Origin of the sequence: Meiothermus sp., assembly GCF_026004115.1 — a bacterium.
GTDB lineage: Bacteria > Deinococcota > Deinococci > Deinococcales > Thermaceae > Meiothermus.
Map to the genome: position 1 here is coordinate 1,529,661 of NZ_BPIM01000001.1, position 22,225 is coordinate 1,551,885.

Here is a 22,225-nt window from a genome sequence, read left to right on the forward strand (position 1 = left end):
TCTCTAAGGGAAAGCCCGCACCCCTAAAACTATATTGAGCACGGTGCGTTCATTACTGAGTAAAACGTTCAGGTTGCTGCTGAGTTCATAGTTGGAAAAGAGGTAAATGTAACTGGCGCTGAGCTGGGCCCGCAGGGGATGGTTCAACAGCAGGTAAGTACTCAGGTTCCAACGGGCGTCCTCCCCCTGGGTAAAGACCCACTGCCCGGCCAGGAAATGGCTTGCAGCCAAGAGAGGCAAGGTGCTGGCGTAGCCCCCCTCGAGCGCCCACCAACCCTCGCCCAGGCTACCGCTCAGGCCCAGCGCGTAGCGGGCCTCGGGGGGGTCGAGCAAAAGCCAGCCTTCCCCGTAGACCACCAGCCCCGCCACGGTGCCGCTCCCGCCCAGGCCCAGCACGGGGCGGGCGGGGTAGAGGGCGTAGGCCTCGAGTTCAAGCCCACCAAACTCTCGCCTCAGGCTCAGGACGGGAACCAGCCGGCCTGCCTCTTCCAGCACCGCCAGGCGCAGCCGGGTGGCTTCGGGGTTCCAGCCTAACCGCACACCCCAGCGGCCCTGGCGGCTGCCCAGCGAACCGACGGTCTCCAGGCTATAGGGTAGCGCGAGGCGGGCGACTTCCAGCGGCAGGCGCTCGAGCCCCGCGCTTACGTCCAGCTCGCCTTCGCGGTAGAGCATGTACAGCTCGGTTAGACCCGCATCGGTGGTAACTGCAGTAGAAAAGCGCACCCCAGGATCCAGCACCAGTTGAAAGCGCAGGGGGCTCAGGTCGTAGCGGGCCTCGAGGTGGGCCCCAAGGCTCCAGCTTGTGGTCAGGGGTGTATGGCTGATGGCCAGGGCAGTGCTATAGCGAAACTCGAGCCGGGTCTCCAGGTTTTGTGCCAGGGTGGGCTGAAGGCAAACCGCAACTTCGTGGCTAACCTGGCCCAGACGCAACGCAGGCCAGCGTGCTACCCCGCTTCGCAGCGAAGAAAGCGTATCAATGGGGTGTGACACACTTCTTTGTCCCTTCTCGTTTTTGCGGGCGGCCACGTCCGTGAAGAACGCGATAAGGCTCGCAGGAAAAACCTGTGTTCGAATAGAGCAATGCTGCTGTACAGTGACGCTTCCATCGATTATCTGCCATGAACTGTAATACCAGATTCGGTTAGTTCGGCGCCGGATGGCGGCGAACTAACCCGACCGAAGGGAGTGCTCTAGGATTCAAAAAGATAGCCTCTGGGGGTCTTTGGTTTGGATGATTATCTTTTTGAATCCGGTATAAACTCACAGCCACCACTGTCCAGCACAGGTCAAACACAGCGAAACGGGGCGAGTGTGGTTCCGCCCCGTTTCAAGCGATGGGTTTGCCCCTCAAGTGGCGGTTCTGGGGGTGCCCAGCCAGTCGTAGATCAGCACCACCGCAGCAATCAGGTTCACCACGATGTTCCAGCCGCCCGTGGGCAGGCCCAAGAAGCTGCTGTTAAAGAACCCGATGATGGCCAACGCGGCATACACCACACCGATCACCGCCGATACCAGGTGGGCCATCTGGTCGCTGGTGAAATAGCCATAAAGCAGCACCACGGCGGTAATCAAGTACACCAGTGCCATCCCGGTGGTGCTGGGAATGAAGCCCAGGATGAGGCCGTCGGGCGCAAAGAACAAACCCAGTACCGCCAGCAGGGCAAACACCAGCCCCATGAACAGATCAATCTTTTGGGCCATAGCTACCTCCTGTCCGCTAACTGCCTTATGGTCAGGCTTGGCAAACCACCCTAGCTCAAACCTTGGCCGGGGTCTTGATCGGGATGGCTTTGGCCTTGGCCACCTCGCTCTTGGGGAGCGTCAGGGTTAGCACACCGTTTTCAAATACGGCCTCGGCCTTATCGGTCAGCACCTCACTGGGCAGCATCACCGAACGCTCAAAACGGCTGTAGCGGTGTTCGCGCAGGTGGTAGTTGCGTTCTTTCTTTTCTTCCTCCTTCTTGGTTTCGCCGTAGATCCGCAGCACATCGCCACGTACCTCGATCTTGATGTCTTCGGGCTTGAGACCGGGAATCGAGGCTTTCACCACGATGTTGTTGCCCTCTTCGTAGATGTCGAGCGGCATGGCCGCCACCTCTTTATCGAGGAATGGAAACTCCCGACGGAACAGGCTTTCGTCAAACAAGCGCTCGATTTCCCTCCGCATGGTATCCATTTCGCGCCAGGGGTCGAAACGAGCCAACATACGCATTCCTCCTTTATTTGTGGCGTGGGTGGCTGCACGCCAGGTAAGATTTTGAGCCTATCCTCTTGAGTTCCGAACTGCCACCTAGCTCAGAACCCAGAGGTTTTGACGCTCAAGCCTGGGCTGCTTCAGCCCCAGCTTGATTCTCATCGGATGCTGCCGGAACAGGACGAACCAGCAGCAAGGGCACCGGTGCGTGGTGAGCAACCCCTTCGGCCACGCTGCCCAAAAGCATCCGCCCCAGCCCCTCGCGCCCGTGCATACCCATCACGATCAGATCGCACTGGCTGCGGTTGGCCAGGTAGACGATGCCCTCGGCAATGTCTTCGTCGTGCATGGGTTCGGTGTGGAGGTCGAGCTGCATCTGCTGACCCAGCAACGCCCAGGGCTCCAGAATTTCCTGAGCATGTCGTTTCATGGTGTCCGACGGCGCAGCCAACCCCCAGTAGGTTGGGGGCGCCTTCATCACATGAGTCGCCACCACCTGGGCATTCAGCTTTTTAGCGAAGGCCAGTCCTACCCGCCCAGCCCGTTCACTGCAGGATGATTCATCCACCGCGATCAGGATTTTGCGGAACATGGCACCCTCCTTCTCAAACGAGAGGATAAACTGCACCCGTTACGAAAGCATTACCACCGCGGCAGCCCAGCCAGACCGCCAAAGGCTTTGATGAGGCGCTCTTCAGCCGGCCCCCGCACGAACTCGAGGCGGGTTCCATAGGTGGCGGCCAGCTCGGGCAAGACCTGCCTGAGTTCCACGTCCTCGATGCGTCCGGCTCCATGCGCCACGGCGCCCTCCATGCTGCCGCCCACCCAGCCGTCCGGGGCGCGGTAGACCTTGCCCTGGGGGTTCCAGGGAGCCACCAGCAGGTGCAGCCCACCTTGCTGCAAGAGCTCTAGGGTCTGATCCAGCCCAGTTACCCCGCGCTCGGCCAGTTCGTCCAGGAGACGGTTTTCCCGTTCGCGCTCGAGGGGTTCTAGCACTTCTTGCACCCGCTTCAGCACCTCGCCGGCCTGGATCAGGGGGGTGGGCAGGGAGGGCAGGGTAGCCAGTATCTGTTCGCGCAGCCGGCGGGGCAGGAGTTCTTTGAACACCTGCACCTCGACCCTGGGCCCCATTAGCACCAGCCGCTGGATGTTGCGCTCGCGCAGGGTTTGCTCGAGCAGGCCGGCCAGGCGCTTGTAGAAGCGGTGGGTCCAGGCATCCAGCCGGCGCTCGAAGCGGTCGGTGTTGGCCGCCGCCCGATGAATGCCGCCCTGGCTATAGCGCCGCCCGGAGCTATCCTGGGTGAGCCGGTTCCACTCCTGGGTGGGTACCGCCCTGAAGGCCCCCGGCAACTCCTCAATCTCGCCCAGATACACCTCGAACATGCGCCATTTCTCGCTATCGAGGTAGACCACCCCCACCCGGTCGTATTCGTCCAGCACATAAAAAATGGGGGTCAGGTAGGGCTCGCCCCAGTGCGCCTCGACGCCCTCTACCAGGGGCAGATCCACCTGCAGGTCGTAGATTTCCATCCAGCTCCCGGTGGCAAAGAGCACCCGGCTGTGGGCCTGGGGCAGGTTGTGCTCGAGCGCCTCCAGCACTTTTTGGCGTACTTCAGGCGGCGTTTTTGAAGCTTCCAGCGCTTCTTTAGCCCTCAGCATATAAGCCTTGCCCTGGTTGCTGGGGTTGGCCGGGTTTACATCCAGGTACAGCGACAAGACCGGAGCTACCCTCGGAGCTACAAACTCGCGTATGTAGCGAGTACCTTCCTGGGTCAACATGGCAACCTCCTTACATTATTTCTCCTGAACCTTGTGCCGGGAGGTTAGGTGGCTACCTCCGCCTCCTGGTTTGATTCAAATCCAGGCCAATTACCTATCCATTACAGTTGTTGGAATGCCTGCTTGTGGGCGAGCGGGCCTACTGCATCAAGCCTGTGGGCTTCTGGAGCCCAGGCCATGAACCTCGTGATAGGGAGCGATGGGATCCCCCTGCTTGATGTGCTCGGCCAGCGCTTTGGTTTCGGGCATGGGGGTATCGCCCAGTTCTTCATGCAAAAATTTCACGAAGCGACGGTAATGCTCGATGGCCCCGTACCGGTCGCCGGCAGCAGCCAGGCACCACATCAGGCGCTGATGGTAGTTCTCGCCGATGTAGGGATCGGCCTTCAGGGCCCGCTCGAGATACTCCGCAGTGGCCCGCCAGTCTTCCCGGTCATAATGGATCAGGGCAACCTCCAGCAGCGCTTGTACATAGGCTGCCTTGTGCTCCTCGCGGGCTTGAGAAACCCAGTTGGTTGAGAAACCCGGCAGATAATCGCCCCGATAAAGCGAAATGGCTTTGTTGTAGCTTTCCAGACGGGCCGTTTCACAAGTGGCATGGTGGCCCTGGGCCAGAGCCTGATAGAAACCATACAGATCGGTGCTGTGCAAAATCTCCTCGGCTAGACGATAACGCCCATGGTCTTCCTGGATGGCCTCGGGGTTTTTCAGGGCTGTACGGACACGAAAAACCGTTACCCTAAAGCGGTTGTTGGCGATAGGGTCGGGGTCGAGACCCCACAGCGTCTCGAGGATCTCTTCTTTGCTGCGACCCTCGGGATAAGAAAGTAGATAGAAGAAGAGTTCTTCCGCCGTGTGGGCGTGCCAGACGGCAGGCCGTCCGGCCACCAATACCTCCACCTGGCCCAGGGTGCGCACCCGGAGCGCAGGCGTAGCCTGTTCTGAACGGGATGGCATCCTTTTCATGCCCTAATTTTGTTACAAATCCATTACCGCTTCATCCGCCATTTGGAGTAGAAGCGCCGGTATCAATATTTGAAAGCGTGAAAGTTTTGTCCGGGCATGGGTTGCGCGAAGAGGAAGTAAGGCAGAACGCTGGCCAATGACTGAAGATGAGCAATGAGTGGTGGCTTACTGCGTGCCGTTATAGCTCTCGAGCCTTGACCCAGAGCAGCGGTAATACCCTGGTAATGGCCTGGGCCCATTCTGAACTCAGATGTGCTGGATTGAACCAACAGGAGGTGCTTGTGTTTCGTCACATCTTGGTTCCTGTGGGCCTGGGAGCGGGTAGCCAGGCTGCTGCCCAACATGCCCTCAACCTTTCCCGCTGGCTGGGCTGTAAGGTGACGTTGGTGCATGTGCTCGAGAACGCCGAGGGCGCGGTCTACGAGACTTTTGCCCAAATGGTGCAGGGGGCACGCCGCAAACCGACAGTATTGCTGGTGGAGCCCCACGGCCAGACCGTGGGCGCGGTGGTGGCCCAGACCGCCCAGCAAACCCACGCCGACCTGATTGTCATAGGTTGCCACGATGCCGCCCCGCAGACCTCGGAGGTGCTGGGGCCTACAGCCCAGAGCGTTGTGGCTGAATCCAAAGTACCTGTTCAGGTGGTTCCCACTGCGGTATGGGGACAGAGTAAACCCTGGCTGCAACGCTTTCTGGGTCGAGCGGTACAAGAGATTTGATCCTGGCTATGGGATGATTCGGTATGGCCTGATAAGGAATCTGCTTATTCCGTTTCCAAATTTCCAGAGCACTTACCCAAAATACCGCTGTGCGGAAGAAGAGGTCTTGATAAAGGGTTCCGCTCCAGATGCGCACTCCCCCACCCGATCTCCCCCGCTGGGGGAGGAAAAAGAGGCTTTTCGTTAGCGGGTGATACCGGATTCAAAAAGATAATCATCCAAACCAAAGATCCCCCAGAGGCTATTTTTTTGAATCCTAGAGCACACCCCTCCCGAACGGTCGGCGAAGAAAGCGTCTCCCTTCCAAAGGGGCTTACGCCCTCCGCTACGCGGATAACTTCGGCCCTGGTAGTTCGCCGCCATCCGGCGCCGAACTAACCGAATCTGGTATGAGGCAGGTCTGCTTATCCCTTCTGATTTTCGCGGCCAGGTCTGTGAAGCCCACCCTAAGCTCGGGGCAAAAGTACTAGAACTCGGTAGACTCTTCTTTGTGCGCCGAGACCAGCTTTTAGGACTGCTTTACCTCAACCTGGCTACGCTCTTTTGGGGCAGCACGTTTGTGCTGGTGAAGGATGGTCTGCAAACCCTGGGGCCGGGCCAGATCAATTTTGTGCGCTTCGCCATCGCTACGTTGGTCTTTGCGCCCTTCCTGTTCCGGCGCGACCCCAGCTTGTGGCGGGCAGGCCTCGAGCTTGGAGCGGTGCTTTTTGTGGCCTACTTGACTCAGACCGTGGGCCTGCAATACACCACTGCCAGCCGCAGCGCCTTCATCACCACGCTCTATGTGGTGGCGTTGCCTTTGCTGCTGGGGGTTCTGGGGCACCGCCTGGGCTGGCCCATCTGGCTGGCGGCAGGGCTGGCAGTGGGGGGCGTGGGGCTATTGTCCTACGACGGCTCGCCCCCCAACCTGGGCGATGCCTGGACGCTCATCACGGCGCTTTCGTATGCCTTTTACATCTGGCGATTAGAACACTTTGCTCAGCGCTTTTCGGCCCTGCCGCTCACCGGTATTCAGATGCTTATGGTCACCCTGCTCTCGCTTGTCTGGATGCTTGGCGAAGGGCCTACCTGGAATCCCAGCAATTTCCCCTTCCTTTCGCTCTTGTACCTGGGCCTGGTGGCCTCGGCGCTGTGCATCTGGCTGCAGGCCCTGGGCCAGCGGCTGGTACCAGCACCCCAGGCGGCGGTGATTTTCACCCTCGAGCCGGTCTACGCAGCCGCTTTTGCCTATGTGCTGCTGGGCGAGCGATTGGGCTGGCAGGGGATGCTGGGGGCGGCCCTGATTATTGCCGCGACCCTCATTAGCCAGCTCAGGAGCACAAAGCCCCACCCCGAGCAGGTCACCCCGGAGGTGTAGCCGAGCCTAGCGGAAGCGCACGTAGCGTTTGATTTCTTCCCAGGTTTTAGGGCCAATCCCCTTGACCTTGGCCTGGAGCTCTTTGCCATCGCGGTAGGGGCGGTTGCGGATGATCTCGCGGGCAATTTTCGGGCCGATGCCAGGAAGGGCCTCGAGCTGGCTTTGGGTAGCGGTATTGATGTTGATAACCCGTGGGGCACTTTGGCTCTGAGCCCAGGTGAGGGGCAGGGTAGCCGGGCCCAAAAGGGTCAACAAAAGAAGAATGCTCTGCAGTGCTTTCAAGATGCTTCCTCCCGGGATTGCGTTCTGCGAACAACTTACCAAAAAGCCCACCTGGGCAGCAAGCTCGGGTATATTGGCGGAATGAAGTTTTCATATCCCCCAGCTCCTACCGCCCAGGTTGTGGAGGACTTACACGGTGTGCCGATTCCCGATCCCTACCGGCCCCTGGAAGACCCCCACGCGCCCGAGACCCGGGCCTGGATTGAGGCCCAGAACCGCCTTACCTTTGACTACCTGGCCCAAATCCCCCTGCGCGGGGCCCTGAAGGGCCGGCTCGAGGAGCTGTGGAACTACCCCCGTGTGGTCAGCTTTTTCAAACGGGGTGGGCGCTATTTCAGCCTGCGTAACAATGGCCTGCAAAACCAGAACGTGCTCCACGTGCAGGAGAGCCTGGAGGCGGCCCCCCGGGTGCTGCTCGACCCCAACACCCTCTCCGAGGACGGCACGGTGGCCCTGAACAACTACGCGGTGAGCCGGGATGGGCGCTACCTGGCCTATGCCCTGAGCCAGAGCGGCTCGGACTGGCTTGTCTGGAAGGTGCGCGAGGTGGAAAGCGGGCAAGACCTACCCGACGAAATCAGGTGGAGCAAGTTCAGCACCGCGGCCTGGCTACCCGACAGCAGCGGGTTTTTCTATAGCCGCTACGACCCCCCCGCCGAAGGCGCCGACTACACCGGGGCCAACTACTTCCAGAAGGTCTACCTGCACCGCCTGGGCACGCCCCAGGGCGAAGATGTGCTGATCTACGAGCGGCCCGACCAAAAGGAGTGGGGCTTTCATGCCTTTGTGACCCACGACGGGCGGTACGAATGCCTGCACGTGTGGCGGGGCACCCACCGGGAGAACCTGTTTTTCTACCGCTTGCATGGCTCGGAGGAGCCTTTTGCCCCGCTGGTGGGTGAGTTTGTGGCCTCGTTTGCCTTCATTCGCAACCAGGGTTCCCGCTTTTTCTTCCAAACCAACCTCGAGGCCCCCAGGGGCCGTGTGATTGCGCTGGACGTGGCCCAGGGGGGCCTCGAGGCCCACCAGACCGTCGTGCCCGAGGGCGAGGACACTCTGATCTTCGCCGAAGCCGCAGCAGACTGTCTGGTGCTGGGCTACCTGCACCACGCCAGCCAGCGGTTGGAGGTGCTGGATCTCGAGGGACAGTCCAGGGGCCGCCTGCCCTTGCCCACCCTGGGCATGGTGCCCACCCTTGCCGGGGAGGAAGACGACCCGGAGCTCTTTTACGGCTTTACCTCGTTCCTGTACCCCACCACCCTGTACCACCATCACCTTGCCACCGGCCAGACCCGAACCCTTTTTGCCCCGCCCCTGAATTTTGACCCGGGCCACTACGAGACCCACCAGGTGTTCGTAACCAGCAAGGACGGCACCCAGGTGCCGCTGTTCCTGGTACACAGAAAGGGGCTCGAGCATAGTGGCCAGAACCCCACCCTGCTCTATGGCTATGGGGGCTTCAACATCCCCATGACCCCGGCTTTCAACCCTGGGCGCCTGGTCTGGCTCGAGCAGGGCGGCGTATTCGCTCAGGCTTGCTTGCGCGGGGGTGGCGAATACGGTGAGGACTGGTACCGGGCCGGCACCCTGGAGCGCAAACAAAACGTGTTCGACGACTTTATCGCCTGCGCCGAGTGGCTTATCGCGCAGGGCTATACCCAGCCCAAGCGACTGGCCATCCAGGGTGGCTCCAACGGCGGGCTTCTGGTAGGGGCGGCCCTCACCCAGCGCCCGGAGCTGTTTGGCGTAGCGCTGCCTGCGGTGGGGGTGCTGGATATGCTGCGCTTCCACAAGTTCACCATTGGCTGGGCCTGGGTCTCGGACTACGGCTCACCCGACGACCCGGCGCAGTTCCGCTATCTGTTGCCCTACTCCCCGCTGCACAACCTGAAGCCCGGCGTTCACTACCCGGCCACCCTCATTACTACCGCCGACCACGACGACCGGGTGGTGCCGGCCCACTCCTTCAAGTTTGCGGCGGCCCTGCAGGCAGCCCAGGGGGGCCCTGCGCCGGTGCTCATCCGCATCCAGACCAAAGCCGGACACGGCCTGGGCAAACCCACCCGGATATTAATTGAAGAACAGGCCGATATATACGCTTTTACCCTGCATCAGATTGGGCTGGCCTAGCCGGGCTATCCGACCGACGGGCGGCCTGGAGCAGGGCCAGCACCTCTTCGTCGGAGGTTTGGGGGAAGTGTTCATACCACAGACCCACCGCCTGAAAAAAAGCGGGCGTCTGCAAGCAAACCACCTCGTCCACCAGGGCCTGTATTTCCGCCACCGTATCCGGGGGCGCCACCGGTACGGCTACCACCAGGCGTTTGGGGTGTTGTGCCTGGGCCGCCGCGATGGCCGCTTTCATGGTAGCGCCGGTGGCCAGTCCATCGTCTACCAGCAAGACGGTCTGGCCGCTCAGGTTGGGGAACGGCCTGTTGCCGCGGTACAGCTGCTCGCGGCGCTGTAGTTCGGCCCGCTGCTGCTGCTCCGCGGCAGCGATGGTATCCGCTGATATTTGCAAACTTTCCACAATTTCCTGGTTGAGTACCCGCCCCCCGCCCGAGGCAATGGCCCCCATGGCCAGCTCTTCATGGCCGGGGGTGCCCAGTTTGCGCACCACCCAGACATCCAGGGGGGCCCTGAGCCGCAAGGCCACCGGATAGGCCACCGGTACACCTCCCCGGGGCAAGCCAAATACCAGTAGATGAGGCTCCTGGTCATACCCCAGCTCCACCAGCCTTTGGGCCAGCAGTTCGCCAGCCTGGTTGCGGTCTTTGAAGGGTTTCATGCGACCTCCTTGGGTCTCTTGCAAGTTTGTACCTTTATAAGCGCCCAAAGCCCAAGGCTGAGGGCTGGGTTTCCCCAACATCAAGGAACACACACCCACAGACAGAAAATGGTCTTGGCTGCCCCCATGTGCCTTTTTCTATCTTCCACTATAGAATTGGGGCATTACCAGACGGTTACAAGTGCTACTTGAAGCTTCTTAGATGTAGATAGCGCACCATTCGGGGCCTGGCCTGCCGGCTATACTGCTTCAAGTGAGCCAAATTCGGGCCCAGAACCTATCCAAGTTCTATCCGGTAGCCCTTAAAGCGCCTGGATTTGTGGGTACCCTGCGGCATTTCTTCCAGCGCAAATACAAGCAGGTGGAGGCCGTCAAGGGTGTTTCGTTTCAGATAGCCCCAGGCGAAGTGGTGGGCTTCCTGGGGCCCAACGGGGCCGGCAAAACCACCACCCTCAAGCTCTTGTCGGGTCTAATCTACCCCAGCGCGGGGCAGGTGGAGGTGGCCGGACACCAGCCCTTCAAGCGCGAACATGCGTTTTTGCGCAAGATTACCCTGGTAATGGGCAACAAACAGCAGCTCATCTGGGATCTGCCGGCTGCCGATAGTTTTCGGGTCAACGCTGCCGTCTACGAAATTCCCGAAGCCGATTTCAAAAAGCGGGTGGGCGAACTGAGCGAGATGCTGGCCCTGGAGGGCAAGCTGAACCAGCCTGTGCGCAAGTTGAGCCTGGGCGAGCGCATGAAGGCCGAGCTGCTGGCGGCGCTTTTGCACCGGCCCCAGGTCCTGTTCCTGGACGAGCCCACCCTGGGGCTGGACGTGAATGCCCAGGTAGCGGTGCGCGAATTTTTGCGCGAGTACAATCGGCGCTACCAGGCCACCATTCTGCTCACCAGCCACTACATGACCGACATCACCGCCCTGTGCGAGCGCGTCTTGATGATTCATCAGGGGAGCCTTGTATACGATGGTGGGTTGGAGGGGTTGTTGGGGCGCTTTGCCCCCTACCGCGAGGTGCACATCCAGCTGGGGCAACCGGTGGAGAAAGACCGACTGGAGCAGTTCGGCGAGGTGCGCGAACAGGAGGGCCTCGAGGCCCGACTCCTGGTACGGCGTGAACAACTGGTAGGCGGGGTCAGCCAGATACTCCGTGAGCTGCCCATTGCAGACCTCGAGGTGCGGGATCCGGCCATCGAAGAGGTGATTGGGCAGGTGTTTGCCGATACCCGGCTGATTGCTGGGTCAATAACCGATGGCTAAATGCTGAGGGCCAGAGCTAAAGGCAGAGTAGCAATGGGGGCTCGCCTTTGCGGATGATGGGCAACCTATGCGCTCGGAACCGGGTGCTGGACTATGTTGGCAGGATACCTGCCGGAGAATATACGAAACCCACAGTTTTTGCCAGCAGGAGACAGTCCCCCACCTATCGGCCAGACGGCTCTTGGTTGCAGTTCCCCATCTGCGTTAGGCTAGGTGCAAAGCTATGGAACGTGCCCAATTGCTAGAAAGACTTGCTTCCGAAACCTTCGACCTGCTGGTAATTGGGGGTGGTGCTACCGGGGCAGGGGTAGCCCTGGAAGCGGCCAGCCGGGGCCTCAAAACCGCCCTGCTCGAGCGATACGATTTTTCTGAAGGCACCTCGAGCCGCAGCACCAAACTGATCCACGGTGGGGTGCGCTACCTGGAAATCGCCGTCAAGACCTTCGACCGGGTGCAGCTTAACCTGGTGCGCGACGCGCTGCACGAGCGGGCCATCATGCTAAGGAACGCGCCCCATCTATCCCGCCCCTTGTGGCTCCTGACCCCCCTGTACAAGTTTTGGGAAGCGCCCTACTACTACACCGGCCTGAAGATATACGACCTCCTGGCCGGAAAGGCCCGCCTGCAACCCGCGCAGTACATCGATGCCAAAGGAACCCTGGAACGCTTTCCCTCGATCAATCCGGGGGGGCTCAAAGGTTCGGTGGCCTATCAGGACGGCCAGTTCGACGACGCTCGCTTTAACGTAGAGCTGGCCCTTACTGCAGCGCAGCAAGGGGCGGTGGTGCTCAACTACGCCGAGGTGAAGGGGTTGCTCAAGCAGAATGGCCAGCTAGGGGGGGTAGTGGTCAGGGATGGCCTGAGCAAAAAGGAAGTGGAGGTGGCCGCCCGGGTGGTGGTCAATGCTACCGGTCCCTTCTCCGATACGATTCGGCGCATGGACGACCCCGACGCCCCCCCTTTGCTGAAAGCCAGCTCGGGTATTCACATTGTGCTGGACAAAAAATACAGCCCCCTCGATACCGGCCTGCTGATTCCCAAAACTGAGGACGGACGGGTGGTGTTCGTGTTGCCCTGGTTGGGAGGTACCCTGGTGGGTACGACCGACGACCCAGCCCCGATAGTCGATCACCCCAGGGTAACGGAAGAGGAGATTGGTTATGTGCTCCGGCAGGTTAAGCCTTACCTGGGCGAGATTCCACGGGAGGCTGTGCGGGCTAGCTGGTCGGGCCTGCGCCCGCTGGTTTCGCGCCCCGAGGCCGACACGGCCCGGCTGGCCCGCGACCACCTGATTCAGAAAAGCCCTTCGGGCTTACTTACCCTGACGGGGGGCAAGTGGACCACCTACCGCAAAATGGCCCTGGACTTGGTGAACTATGCCGTGCGGCAGTTTGAACTGCAAGCAGGCCCCTCTCGAACCGAGCAGCTTCCGCTCTTGGGCGGGCAAGGCTTTGAGCCGGATGGAGCGAAAAAACTCGAGCAGATGGGTTGGTCTTCGGACATCGCCCAACACCTCCACCGGTCCTATGGCGCCCGCGCCACAGTGGTGGCCCAGATTGCGGCGGAAGGCTATCGGACGCGATTGGCGGTGGAGTGGCCGATCATTGAAGCCGAAGTGATTTACGCGGCCCGCCACGAGATGGCTTACTCTCCGCTCGATGTGCTGGCCCGCCGAACCCGCCTGGCCTTCCTGGACACGCTGGCTGCCCTCGCGGCAGCCCCACGGGTGTCCGAACTGATGGGCCGGGAACTGGGTTGGAGCGCGGACCGTGTGGCGCTGGAAGCCGAAAAAGCCAGGGCGCAAATTCTAAGCGCAATTTGAACAGGTGTTGTGTTATACCAGATTCGGTTAGTTCGGCGCCGGATGGCGGCGAACTAACAGGGCCGAAGTTATCCGCGTTGCGGAGGGCGATACCGCCCCTTGGAAGTTATCCGCGTAGCGGAGGGCGTAAGCCCCTTTGGAAGTTATCCGCGTAGCGGAGGGCGTAAGCCCCTTTGGAAGGGAGACGCTTTCTTCGCCGACCGTTCGGGAGGGGTGTGCTCTAGGATTCAAAAAAATAGCCTCTGGGGGATCTTTGGTTTGGATGATTATCTTTTTGAATCCGGTATAAGTTCCCCTGGGCCAGCATACGTGATGGAAGCCAGTAATGCAGACATCTATAGTATCTGGAGTATCTGGCTATGCAAAAAGGATAAAACCCAAACCGAGTTTGTCAAATGGCGGAAGTCCATCCTGGCTGGGCCGATGGCGCGATAACTACCAGTACAACCTCATGCCTAGCTCGTGCAGGGCCTGGTGACGGGCTTTGTAGTTGGGCATGATCTGCTCGACCAGGGCCCAGAAGCGAGGGCTGTGGTTGAGCACCTTGAGGTGGGCCATCTCATGCACCACCACATAGTCCAGCACCGGCAAGGGCAGCATCACCAGCCGCCAGTTGAAACGTAACTCGCCCTTGGCGTTGCAACTCCCCCAGCGCTTTTTCTGGTTGCGGATGAGCACCTTGGGCATGCGCCAGCCCAGTTGATCGGCATAGTGCTGTACCCGGCGCGTAATTACCTCCTCGGCGCGGGCCTTATACCATTCCTCGAGAATCTCCCGTACCTCTTTGGTGCTCTGCTTTGAGGAGGCATCGGCCTGTACATGTAAAACATTGCCTTTGAGGGCCACTGCTGCTTTGGGCCTGGCTCTGGGTAAAAAGTTAAAATCAAACAACTCGGGCTGCATCGAGGAACCGGGTTTGTGGCTCCCCCGCTTTGGGTGAGGGGATAAACCTTCGGACTGAATCTGAAGGCTCACCCGGCGGCCCAGGTACAAAAACTCTTCCCCACTGACAAATCGCTTGCGCGGCTCCAGTCGACTCTTGAATTCGGTGTGTTTTTCGGCAATCCAGCGGGCTTTGGTGTTCACCAGAGCGATAACCTGCTCGAGGGGCATACGTTTGGGGGCGGCGACCCGCACCCCCTGAACATCGATGGTAATTCCCACCGTCCGGCGGCGGGCACTGCGGCGGATGGTATAGCGAATGGTTTTGTTTTGGTAGTAAAGGGTAGCTTTCTCCGTGTCTGACATCCGGCCTTAATCCTATCCAGAACACGCAAATCAGATGGTGAGATGAGGGCTTGCAAAATTAATCAAATGGCTATTTGTGAGAATAGTTTTCTTTCATTTACATAACGTAACTCTTAATGTTGCGACTCAAGGAGCCAGCCGTTCAATTGTCCATCCCCCATCCGGCTGAAGGCGGTAGACCAGCCGGTCATGCAGGCGGCTGGGGCGGCCCTGCCAGAACTCGAAGGTATCGGGCTTCAAGCGGTAGCCCCCCCAGTGGGCCGGGCGGGGTACGGCTTCGGGGTAGCGGGCCTTGAGCTCGGCGATGCGTTGCGCCAGTACCTCCCGACTGGCAATCACCTGGCTCTGGGGGCTGGCCGCCGAGCCAATCTGGCTGTCGTAGGGGCGGCTGGCAAAATATTCGTCGGACAGCTGCGGCTCTACTTTTTCAACCCGCCCCTCGATGCGCACCTGGCGCTCCATGGGGGGCCACCAGAAGTTGAGGCAGGCCCAGGGGTTGGCCTCGAGCTCTTGTCCCTTGCGGCTGTGGTAGTTGCTGAAAAACACCAGGCCTTCCTCGTCCAGGCCCCGCAGCAGCACTACCCGGCTGCTGGGCCGTCCATTCGTGCCCACCGTGGAGAGGGTCATGCCGTGGGGTTCGTAGAGATGGGTCTCGATGGCTTCCGAAAGCCAGCGTTCGAGCTGCCGAAAGGGGTTGGGATCGGCGTCCTGCTCGCTTAAGGTGCCGTAGGTGTAGTCGCTGCGGAGGTCGCGGAGCATATTTGAATTATGCGATTTTGAATCAACCCCAATTGAGGCCCTTACTCCCCTCGAGGGTGCACAATATAGCCCCCCGAGCGCTCGTCGCGCTCCAGGCGCAAAAGCCCCCGCCGCTGGGCTTCCTCCAGCAAGGCGCTAAAGGAACGGAAGCCGTAGGAGGCTTCGTTGAAACCCGGCTTGCGCCGCTTAAGGGTTTGCTTGACCAACGAACTCAGGATGCGCTCCTCCTCGCCGCGCTCGGCTTGCAGGGCCATGAGGGTCTCGAGCACAAGTTGTAAGGCCTCCTGCTGCTGATCCTGGGGCTTCTCGGGGGTTTTGCTCTTGGGCGCCGGCCTGCTGGCTTTGACGGCCCGCTTTTGGGCCAGTTCCTCCTGGATCAGGTCATCGTAGAAGATGAACTCGTCGCAGGCTGCGGTCAACAGATCCGAGGTGGACTTTTTTACGCCTACTCCGATTACCAGCCGGTTGTTTTCGCGCAGCTTGGACACCAGGGGCGAGAAGTCGGAGTCGCCGCTGATGATCACAAAAGTATCCACGTGGGACTTGGTATAGCAGAGGTCGAGGGCATCTACCACCAGCCTGATATCGGCCGAGTTCTTACCCGAGAGGCGGGTATGGGGAATCTCGATAAGCTCGAAGCCGGCTTCGTGCATGGAGGCCTTGAAATCCTTGTAGCGCTCCCAGTCGCAATAGGCCTTGCGCACCACGATACTGCCTTTGAGCAGAAGCCGCTCGAGGATTTTCTGGATGTCGAACTGGGGGTACTTGGCCTCCCGAACCCCCAGGGCAATGTTTTCGAAGTCGCAGAAAAGCGCCATGTTTTTGATATCGGATCGGCCTGCCATAGTTTCACCACGCGGTAGGGGAGTGTCCTGCTCAAGTATAGAGGCCAAGCGCTCTGTGTTACGGACTACGGGGGTTTGGCGCACAGGCTCAGGTCTTGCATCCATTGGTAACGCCTTGGTAATTGAGCCGGTTCAAGCTAGAGGGGAGCCCGCGAAAGAGGTGGCTCCCCCGGAACCGGCAAGCGAGGTTGAACATGGCGATGCCGCAAAACTTTCCGTCCAAAGTCGTCTATATTCCGCTGGAGAACCTGGGTGCGCTCGAGGGTGACCTCTGCGTCCCTCCCGGGGCGGAGGGGGTGGTTCTTTTCGCCCACGGCAGCGGCAGCAGTCGGCACAGCCCGCGCAACCGCTACATTGCCCAGGAACTGCAACAAGCCGGTCTGGCCACCTTACTCTTTGATTTGCTGACCCCTGAAGAAGAGCAACTGGACGAGTACACCCGTCGGTACCGCTTCGATATTGGCTGGCTGGCCGACCGCCTGGTGGCCGAGGTGCTGGGTCTTTTCCTGGAAGACCCCCGCCTGTTGCGCTGGGCCCGCCTGCCGGTTGCCCGCCAGGTAACCCCCTGGGGGGGTACTCTGGACGAGGGGCTCGAACTGATGGTGCGATGAAAAACGCCGAAATTGCCCGTATTTTTCAGGAAATGGCCGATATGCTGGCCTTCCTGGGCGAGAACCCCTTCCGGGTGCGGGCCTACGCCCAGGCCGCCCGCACCCTGGCCGACCTCGAGGCCCCCATCGAGGCGGTGGCGGCCCAGGGAACTGAAGCCCTGGAGGCCCTGCCCGCCATCGGCCCCGACCTGGCCGCCAAAATCCAGGAGTACCTGCGCACCGGTGCCATCCAGGCCCACGCCCGGCTAGCCCAGCAGGTGCCCCAGGGCATCCTGGAGGTGCTGCGGGTGCCGGGGGTGGGGCCCAAGACCGCCAAACTGCTGTGGGACAGGCTGGGGGTGAACTCGCTGGAAACGCTGCAGGCCGCGCTGGCCTCGGGCCAGGTGCGGGGGCTGCCCGGTTTTGGCGAGAAAAAACGCCGGCATCTGCTGGAAAACCTGGCCCTGGCCGAAACCGCCACCCAGCGCCGGCCCCTGGGCGCGGTGCTGGGGCAGGCCCGGGCCTTGCTTGAGCAAGTGCGGGCCCAGCCGGGGGTGGTGCAGGCCGAAGTCTGCGGCTCGCTCAGGCGCTACCGCGAGACGGTGGGCGACCTCGATTTTCTGATTGCCACCGAAAAGCCAGCCGAGGTGCTGGCGGCCCTGGTGCGCCTGCCGGGCATTGCCGATGTGGAAGCGGTAGGGGAGAACCGGGCTACGGTCTTTTTGCGTGAAGGCTTGCAGGTGGACTTCAAGACCGTGCCCCCGGCGGCCTGGGGTAGCGGCTTGCAGTACCTGACCGGCTCCAAAGCCCACAGCATCAAGCTGCGCACCCTGGCCCAGAAACAGGGCCTCAAGCTCAACGAGTACGGGGTCTGGCGCGGGAAAATCCGCCTGGCCGGCGAGGACGAGGAAAGCGTCTACCGAGCCCTGGGCCTGCCCTGGATTCCGCCCCCCTTGCGGGAAGACGGTGGTGAAATCGAGGCGGCCCAGGCCGGGCGGCTGCCCCGGCTGGTCACCCTTCAGGAGATTCGTGGCGACCTCCAGGTGCACTCCAGGTGGTCGGACGGCAAGGCCAGTTTGCTCGAGCTGGCCCAGGCCGCAGCAAAGCTGGGCTACGAGTACCTGGCCGTCACCGACCACTCCCAGAGCCTCAAGGTGGCCCATGGGGTGCCGCTGGACAAGGTACAGGCCCGCCTGAAGGAGATACGCCAGGTCAACGAACAAACCGGCGGCAAGCCCTATTTGCTGGCCGGGGCCGAGGTGGAGGTTCTGGCCGATGGTTCCCTGGACTACCCCGAGAAAGTGCTGCGGGGGCTCGAGGTGGTGCTGGTGGCCGTGCACTCCCACTTCCACCTGAGCCGCGCCCAGCAGACTGAGCGCATCCTGCGGGCGCTGGAGCACCCCGCCGTACACATCCTGGCCCACCCCACCGCCCGCATGCTGGGGGTGCGCAAGGAGCTCGAGGCCAATTGGGAGAAGATTTTCCGGCGGGCCCAGGCCCTGGGGAAGGCCCTGGAAATCGACGGCTACCACGACCGCATGGACCTGCCCGATACCCTGGCCCGCCAGGCTGGCGGAATGGGCCTCCTTTTTTCCCTCTCCACCGATGCCCACCAGCTCGATCACCTGCGCTTCATGGAGCTGGCGGTGGGTACGGCCCAGCGGGCCTGGTTGGGGCCTCGGCAGATTCTCAACACCCGCTCCCTGGCGGCCCTTCTGGACTGGCTCCAGGGCGTGCGGGGGTAATGGACCGGGAACGCCGAAGGCCCAAGCTGATATAGATGGAAGGCATGGTTTGCCTTTGCCTGACCGGCGACCTGATGCTGGGCCGGCTGGTGAATGAGGCCTTGCTGCGCTACGGGCCAGCCTATCCCTTTGGCAACGTGCTGGACGAGTTTTACCGGGCCGACTTGCGGCTGGTGAACCTCGAGTGTGTCATCTCGGACCGGGGCCGGCCCTTTAGCCGCTGGGAAAAGGCTTTTCACTTCCGCGCCCATCCCCAGGCCCTGGGGGCGCTCCAACTGGCCCGCATAGACTGCGTGGTGCTGGCCAATAACCACGTGCTGGACTACGAGGAGGAAGCCTTCCTGCAGATGCTGGAACTGCTTCAGGGGGCCCACATTCCCTACGTGGGGGCCGGGCGCAACCTGGCCGAAGCCTGCCGCCCGGTGCTTTTGCCAACCCAAAGCGGCCCGGTGGGGGTGGTGGCCTTCACCGACAACGAGCCGGGCTGGAAGGCGGGCCCCCACACCCCCGGCACCCACTACCTACCCGTAGCGCCGGAATCGCTGCCGGTGCTAAAGGAGCAGATTGGCCAGGCCCGCGCCCAAGGAGCCCGCTGGGTGGTGGTCTCGGCCCACTGGGGGCCCAACATGCGCTTGCGTCCTCCGCCTTACTTCCGGGCTTTTGCCCATGCGCTTATAGAGGCTGGGGTCGACGTGTTCCACGGGCACAGCGCCCATGTTTTCCAGGGCCTCGAGGTCTACCGGGGCAAGTCCATCCTCTACGACTGCGGCGAGTTTGTGGACGACTACGCGGTAGACCCGATTTTGCGCAACGACTGGGGCCTTTTATACCGGGTGGAGCTCGAGGAAAAACGCATTGGGGAAGTGGAGCTAATGCCCCTCTACATTGATAACTGCCAGGTCAACCTGGCTACCGGCCCCACCTGGGAGGCCGTTGCAGAACGGGTGCAAATGCTCTCGGCGGAACTGGGTACCCCGGTCTCGCGCGAAGGTACGCGATTGTGGGTAACCTGCTAGAGGAGGCCACCATGCGCCAGCATTCGCATCATCCCAGGGCCCCCACCCCCTACTGGGCGGAAGCGCTGGAGGGCCTTTGGACTCGGCTGAAAAGCCAACCCGATGGACTAAACCCTGCTGAGGCCCGTCGCCGCTTGCAACAGTGGGGTCCCAATACCCTGCAAACCCGGCGGCGCACCACGGCTCTGGCGGTTTTGCTGGCCCAGTTCAAGAGCCCCCTGGTGCTGATGCTGGTCTTTGCGGCCTCGGTCTCGGCACTGGTGCAGGAATGGCTGGATGCCTTCATTGTGCTCCTGATTGTGCTGGGCAGCGCGTTGCTTTCTTTCGTGCAGGAGTACAGCGCCAGCCGGGCGGTGGAGAAGCTACTGGCCAGGGTTCAGGTTCGGGTTTGGCTGTTGCGCGGGGGCCAGACCCTGCACCTCCCCGCCGAGGAGGTAGTTCCGGGCGATGTGGTGCTGCTCTCGGCGGGCAGCCTGATTCCTGCTGATGGTCGGGTGCTCGAGGCCAAGGACTTCTTCGTCAGTCAGGCGGCCCTCACCGGCGAGACCTTCCCGGTAGAGAAGCTCCCAGGGGTGGTGCCACCGGAAGCCAGCCTGAGCGAGCGCACCAACTGCGTTTTTATGGGTACTAGCGTGCGTAGCGGTACTGCCCGCGTGTTGGTGGTCGAGACCGGGGCCAGTACGGCTTTTGGAAAGATTGCCGACCGGCTGGCCCTGCGCCCCCCCGAGACCGAGTTCGAGCGGGGGATTCGGCAGTTTGGCTTTTTGCTGACCCAGGTCATGTTGCTTATGGTGCTACTGGTTTTTGCGGTCAACGTGTTTGGCGAGAAGCCGCCCATCGACTCGCTGCTTTTTGCCATTGCGCTGGCGGTGGGCCTGACCCCCGAACTGCTGCCAGCCATCATCGGGGTGAACCTGGCCAAGGGCGCCCAGCGCATGGCCCGCCACGGGGTGATTGTGCGCCGCTTGAGTGCCATCGAGAACCTGGGCAGCATGGACGTGCTCTGCACCGACAAAACCGGCACCCTGACCGAAGGGGTGGTACGGCTAGACGGTGCGCTGGACTCGGGGGGGCGGCCCTCATCCCAGGTCCTGCGACAGGCCTTCTGGAACGCTTACTTCCAGACCGGGCTGGCCAACCCCCTCGACCAGGCCATTGTGCAGGCGGCTTCCCGGGCGGGCCTGGATGCCGCCCAAGCGCAAAAAGTGGACGAGATTCCCTACGACTTCAGCCGCAAGCGCCTGAGCGTGGTGGTGGAGCAGTCGGGGAAGCGGCTTTTGGTGACCAAAGGAGCGCTGGAGCAGCTCCTCGAGGTCTGCACCGACCTCGAGGAGGAAGGCCAGGTTCGGCCTCTGGACGACGCCGACCTCGTGCGCCTCGAGGCGCTCTACAGCCATTACAGCGAGCAGGGCTACCGGGTGCTGGGGTTGGCCTGTAAGCTGGTCTCTACTCAGCAGGCCGTCTTCACCCGCGATGATGAGCAAGACCTTACCTTCCAGGGGTTTTTGCTCTTCTTCGACCCCCCCAAAGCGGGTGTGCAGGACACCCTGATCCAACTGGCCCGCCTGGGCGTGAACCTCAAGATCATTACCGGCGACAACCGTAAGGTAGCGGCCCACCTGGCTGCCCGGGTGGGGATGGAGGTGCGGGGGCTGCTGACCGGGCGGGAGCTCGCCACCCTCCCCGACGAAGCCCTTTGGCACCAGGCCGAGCGCTGCAACTTGTTTGTGGAGGTAGACCCTACTCAGAAGGAGCGCCTGATTCTGGCCCTGCAAAAAACCGGCCACGTGGTGGGCTATATGGGCGATGGCATCAACGATGCCCCAGCCCTGCACGCAGCCGATGTGGGCATCTCGGTGGATCAGGCGGTGGACGTGGCAAAAGAAGCCGCCGACCTGGTGCTGCTCGAGTCCGACCTGGATGTCCTGCGGGAAGGCATCGAGGAAGGGCGCAAGACCTTCGCCAACACCCTCAAGTACATCTTCACCACCACCAGCGCCAACTTCGGCAACATGTTCAGCATGGCCGGGGCCTCGGCTTTTTTGCCCTTCTTGCCCTTGCTGGCCAAGCAAATTCTGCTCAACAACTTTCTCTCCGACCTACCGGCGGTGGGCCTGGCTACCGATAATGTAGACCGCGAATGGCTGGAAAAACCCCACCGCCTGAATATGCGCTTCATTCGCAATTTTATGGTGGTGTTTGGCCTGATCAGTTCGGTCTTCGACTACCTGACCTTTGGCTTGCTGCTATGGGTTTTTCGTGCCAGTTCGGAGCAGTTTCGCACCGGCTGGTTCATAGAATCCCTGCTCACCGAGCTCTTGGTAGCGCTGGTCGTGCGTACCCGCCGTCCCTTCTTCCAGAGCCGACCCGGTCGCCTGTTGCTCTGGTCCACCCTGCTGCTGACCGTGCTGGCCGTGCTGATGCCGTATCTCCCTTTTAGCGGTGTTTTTGGGTTCGTGCCCTTGCCCTATCCACTGCTGCTGGGGCTCCTGGACCTGACCTTGCTGTACGTTTTGCTGGTGGAGTGGGTCAAAGGGATTTTCCACCGGCGTTTCTCGAGCCAGGTGTAATACCAGATTCGGTTAGTTCGGCGCCGGATGGCGGCGAACTAACAGGGCGAAGTTATCCGCGTAGCGGAGGGCGTAAGCCCCTTTGGAAGGGAGACGCTTTCTTCGCCGACCGTTCGGGAGGGGTGTGCTCTAGGATTCAAAAAGATAGCCTCTGGGGGCTTTTGGTTTGGATGATTATCTTTTGAATCCGGTATAATATCTACATCCCACCCTAAAGCTGATGGTGCAGTAACGAAAGGGGTGAGTTTGTGCGGTGGTTGCTGCTGGGCCTGCTGGAGGCGGCCGTG

20 protein-coding genes are annotated in these 22,225 nt (G+C 61.2%); 9 read left to right on the forward strand and 11 right to left on the reverse strand.

The annotated features are described in order from the left end of the window. Positions 1 to 3 precede the first annotated feature (3 nt). From Q0X23_RS07290 to Q0X23_RS07315, 6 genes are all read right to left on the reverse strand, one after another. The gene (locus tag Q0X23_RS07290; RefSeq protein ID WP_297859687.1) at positions 4 to 990 is read right to left on the reverse strand and encodes a hypothetical protein; all 987 of its coding nucleotides are present in this window, start codon (positions 988 to 990) and stop codon (positions 4 to 6) included. A gap of 357 nt (positions 991 to 1,347) precedes the next feature. Further along, entirely contained in the window at positions 1,348 to 1,701 is a 354-nt protein-coding gene (locus tag Q0X23_RS07295) for a hypothetical protein (protein ID WP_297859688.1), read from the reverse strand. 55 nt (positions 1,702 to 1,756) lie between these two features. Next, the gene (locus Q0X23_RS07300; RefSeq protein ID WP_119341902.1) at positions 1,757 to 2,206 is read right to left on the reverse strand and encodes an Hsp20/alpha crystallin family protein; all 450 of its coding nucleotides are present in this window, start codon (positions 2,204 to 2,206) and stop codon (positions 1,757 to 1,759) included. 112 nt (positions 2,207 to 2,318) lie between these two features. Next, on the reverse strand, positions 2,319 to 2,786 hold the full coding sequence (locus Q0X23_RS07305) for a universal stress protein (RefSeq protein WP_297859689.1): 468 nt from the start codon (positions 2,784 to 2,786) through the stop codon (positions 2,319 to 2,321). Positions 2,787 to 2,836: 50 nt separating this feature from the next. After that, complete coding sequence (locus Q0X23_RS07310) at positions 2,837 to 3,973, reverse strand: VLRF1 family aeRF1-type release factor (protein WP_297859690.1); 1,137 nt, start codon at positions 3,971 to 3,973, stop codon at positions 2,837 to 2,839. Between the two features lie 147 nt (positions 3,974 to 4,120). Next, on the reverse strand, positions 4,121 to 4,939 hold the full coding sequence (locus Q0X23_RS07315) for a BTAD domain-containing putative transcriptional regulator (protein ID WP_297859691.1): 819 nt from the start codon (positions 4,937 to 4,939) through the stop codon (positions 4,121 to 4,123). Positions 4,940 to 5,220: 281 nt separating this feature from the next. On the opposite strand from Q0X23_RS07315, the gene Q0X23_RS07320 reads away from it, so the two are divergent. Both Q0X23_RS07320 and Q0X23_RS07325 read left to right on the forward strand, forming a co-directional pair. After that, entirely contained in the window at positions 5,221 to 5,658 is a 438-nt protein-coding gene (locus Q0X23_RS07320) for a universal stress protein (RefSeq protein ID WP_297859692.1), read from the forward strand. A gap of 490 nt (positions 5,659 to 6,148) precedes the next feature. Next, positions 6,149 to 7,015 (forward strand): DMT family transporter, encoded by an 867-nt coding sequence (locus Q0X23_RS07325; protein WP_297859693.1) that lies wholly within the window; start codon positions 6,149 to 6,151, stop codon positions 7,013 to 7,015. Between the two features lie 6 nt (positions 7,016 to 7,021). Here the strand turns inward: Q0X23_RS07325 and Q0X23_RS07330 are convergent, their stop codons facing one another. Further along, the gene (locus Q0X23_RS07330; RefSeq protein WP_297859694.1) at positions 7,022 to 7,297 is read right to left on the reverse strand and encodes a helix-hairpin-helix domain-containing protein; all 276 of its coding nucleotides are present in this window, start codon (positions 7,295 to 7,297) and stop codon (positions 7,022 to 7,024) included. An 81-nt stretch (positions 7,298 to 7,378) separates the two neighbouring features. Between Q0X23_RS07330 and Q0X23_RS07335 the strand changes: the two genes are divergently transcribed. After that, positions 7,379 to 9,427, forward strand: a complete 2,049-nt coding sequence (locus tag Q0X23_RS07335; RefSeq protein WP_297859695.1) for a prolyl oligopeptidase family protein — start codon at positions 7,379 to 7,381, stop codon at positions 9,425 to 9,427. Here the strand turns inward: Q0X23_RS07335 and Q0X23_RS07340 are convergent. After that, a complete protein-coding gene (locus tag Q0X23_RS07340; RefSeq protein ID WP_297859696.1) occupies positions 9,399 to 10,085 on the reverse strand; it encodes a phosphoribosyltransferase in 687 nt (228 codons plus the stop codon). The genes Q0X23_RS07335 and Q0X23_RS07340 overlap by 29 nt on opposite strands. 253 nt (positions 10,086 to 10,338) lie before the next feature. On the opposite strand from Q0X23_RS07340, the gene Q0X23_RS07345 reads away from it, so the two are divergent. Continuing rightward, the gene (locus Q0X23_RS07345) at positions 10,339 to 11,343 is read left to right on the forward strand and encodes an ATP-binding cassette domain-containing protein (RefSeq protein WP_297859697.1); all 1,005 of its coding nucleotides are present in this window, start codon (positions 10,339 to 10,341) and stop codon (positions 11,341 to 11,343) included. Between the two features lie 223 nt (positions 11,344 to 11,566). Beyond that, on the forward strand, positions 11,567 to 13,165 hold the full coding sequence (locus tag Q0X23_RS07350) for a glycerol-3-phosphate dehydrogenase/oxidase (protein ID WP_297859698.1): 1,599 nt from the start codon (positions 11,567 to 11,569) through the stop codon (positions 13,163 to 13,165). A 435-nt stretch (positions 13,166 to 13,600) separates the two neighbouring features. Here the strand turns inward: Q0X23_RS07350 and Q0X23_RS07355 are convergent, their stop codons facing one another. The 3 genes from Q0X23_RS07355 to Q0X23_RS07365 form a co-directional block, all read right to left on the reverse strand. After that, on the reverse strand, positions 13,601 to 14,413 hold the full coding sequence (locus tag Q0X23_RS07355; protein WP_297859699.1) for a M48 family metallopeptidase: 813 nt from the start codon (positions 14,411 to 14,413) through the stop codon (positions 13,601 to 13,603). 126 nt (positions 14,414 to 14,539) lie between these two features. Next, positions 14,540 to 15,172 carry a pyridoxamine 5'-phosphate oxidase gene (pdxH, locus tag Q0X23_RS07360; protein ID WP_297859700.1) on the reverse strand — a complete coding sequence of 211 codons (633 nt, stop codon included), beginning with the start codon at positions 15,170 to 15,172 and terminating at the stop codon, positions 14,540 to 14,542. Between the two features lie 41 nt (positions 15,173 to 15,213). Continuing rightward, positions 15,214 to 16,017 (reverse strand): NYN domain-containing protein, encoded by an 804-nt coding sequence (locus tag Q0X23_RS07365; protein ID WP_297859701.1) that lies wholly within the window; start codon positions 16,015 to 16,017, stop codon positions 15,214 to 15,216. A 194-nt stretch (positions 16,018 to 16,211) separates the two neighbouring features. Between Q0X23_RS07365 and Q0X23_RS07370 the strand changes: the two genes are divergently transcribed. The 4 genes from Q0X23_RS07370 to mgtA are packed head-to-tail and all read left to right on the forward strand — an operon-like array spanning position 16,212 to position 21,938. Further along, positions 16,212 to 16,628, forward strand: a complete 417-nt coding sequence (locus tag Q0X23_RS07370) for a hypothetical protein (protein ID WP_297859702.1) — start codon at positions 16,212 to 16,214, stop codon at positions 16,626 to 16,628. Next, positions 16,625 to 18,352: a DNA polymerase/3'-5' exonuclease PolX gene (gene polX, locus Q0X23_RS07375; protein WP_297859703.1), complete on the forward strand. Its 1,728-nt coding sequence runs from the start codon at positions 16,625 to 16,627 to the stop codon at positions 18,350 to 18,352. The genes Q0X23_RS07370 and polX overlap by 4 nt, the downstream gene beginning before the upstream one ends. 35 nt (positions 18,353 to 18,387) lie before the next feature. Further along, positions 18,388 to 19,368 carry a CapA family protein gene (locus Q0X23_RS07380; protein ID WP_297859704.1) on the forward strand — a complete coding sequence of 327 codons (981 nt, stop codon included), beginning with the start codon at positions 18,388 to 18,390 and terminating at the stop codon, positions 19,366 to 19,368. Positions 19,369 to 19,379: 11 nt separating this feature from the next. Then, the gene (gene mgtA, locus Q0X23_RS07385) at positions 19,380 to 21,938 is read left to right on the forward strand and encodes a magnesium-translocating P-type ATPase (RefSeq protein ID WP_297859705.1); all 2,559 of its coding nucleotides are present in this window, start codon (positions 19,380 to 19,382) and stop codon (positions 21,936 to 21,938) included. The last annotated feature ends 287 nt before the right edge of the window (positions 21,939 to 22,225 follow it).